Source organism: Paenibacillus sp. GbtcB18, assembly GCF_019091125.1.
In the GTDB taxonomy this organism is placed as follows: Bacteria; Bacillota; Bacilli; order Paenibacillales; family NBRC-103111; genus Paenibacillus_F; species Paenibacillus_F chitinolyticus.
Window position 1 is genome coordinate 1 of the sequence record NZ_JAGXJX010000071.1, and the last position, 955, is coordinate 955.

The 955-nt window shown below is 32.0% G+C and carries 1 protein-coding gene; it reads right to left on the reverse strand.

The features are described from left to right. A partial coding sequence (locus tag KVT34_RS32815; RefSeq protein WP_217563221.1) for an exosporium leader peptide-containing protein occupies positions 1–132 on the reverse strand: 132 nt, incomplete at its 3' end. Positions 133–955 lie beyond the last annotated feature (823 nt).

Here is a 955-nt window from a genome sequence, read left to right on the forward strand (position 1 = left end):
CGTACTTCCGGTTGCTCCCGTATTTCCTGTCGGCCCCGTAGGAAATGTTATTGATGGAATTGGCGGAAAAGTAGGTCCAATTAAATCAGGATCTATTGCATGAGCTTGAAGCAATTCATATATTTTTTGCATTTCATTTTTATCAGCCACATCATCAACTCCTATAATACGACTGCATTATATTGATACGCGAAATTATATTACCCTTCATTTGTCTTTATATAATATGTGTTCCCGGTACTATTATGCTTCTTATACCAAAGCTAACTTTTTAAGTACTATTAAATTAATTTATTAAAATCACATCAAATGTCATATCAACAATACGTATATCTTTTCACTGATATTTATTGGCGCATTATACAAATCCGACATCTCTAGTTCGATCTTGTAAAGTATTTAAAGATAAAAAACGCCATTCTTTCCTATTAGAAATCGGCTATTAAATTTCAACTTACATCCGTCCTCAATTCAATATTCATTGAAAGTTATGTACTAAATAAATTGTTCCGATACAGCTATCCGTAAAAATAGGTAGCCCTTCACCTATATCAATCTAGGATAGCAATTACACCCTATGAAGAAAAGACACCCACGTGAGTGTCTACTTCAACCTTCTTGTAGATTTTGTATGAAATGATTTTATATTGATTCGTTATCGGTCTTTTTAGTTACTAGTGGTTTTTTTATTCTTTTTAGCTTTTCACAATTTGATAATGCCAGCAGAGTACGTCCACTTACATGTGCGCCCCTTTTTGTTTTCAATTAACGCGTTCGTATACAATTATTTAGATACCTTTATTGTTATTTCATATATAAATACTTCCTCCATATATTATAAAAAACCATCAAAATATAAAGGGAGGCAAAAAAATGCCTATCACAAATATTTATGATTTTATATCTAAGTATGGGCGTCCCCCTCATTTTCACAAAGACTTTCCCCTAATCTTAT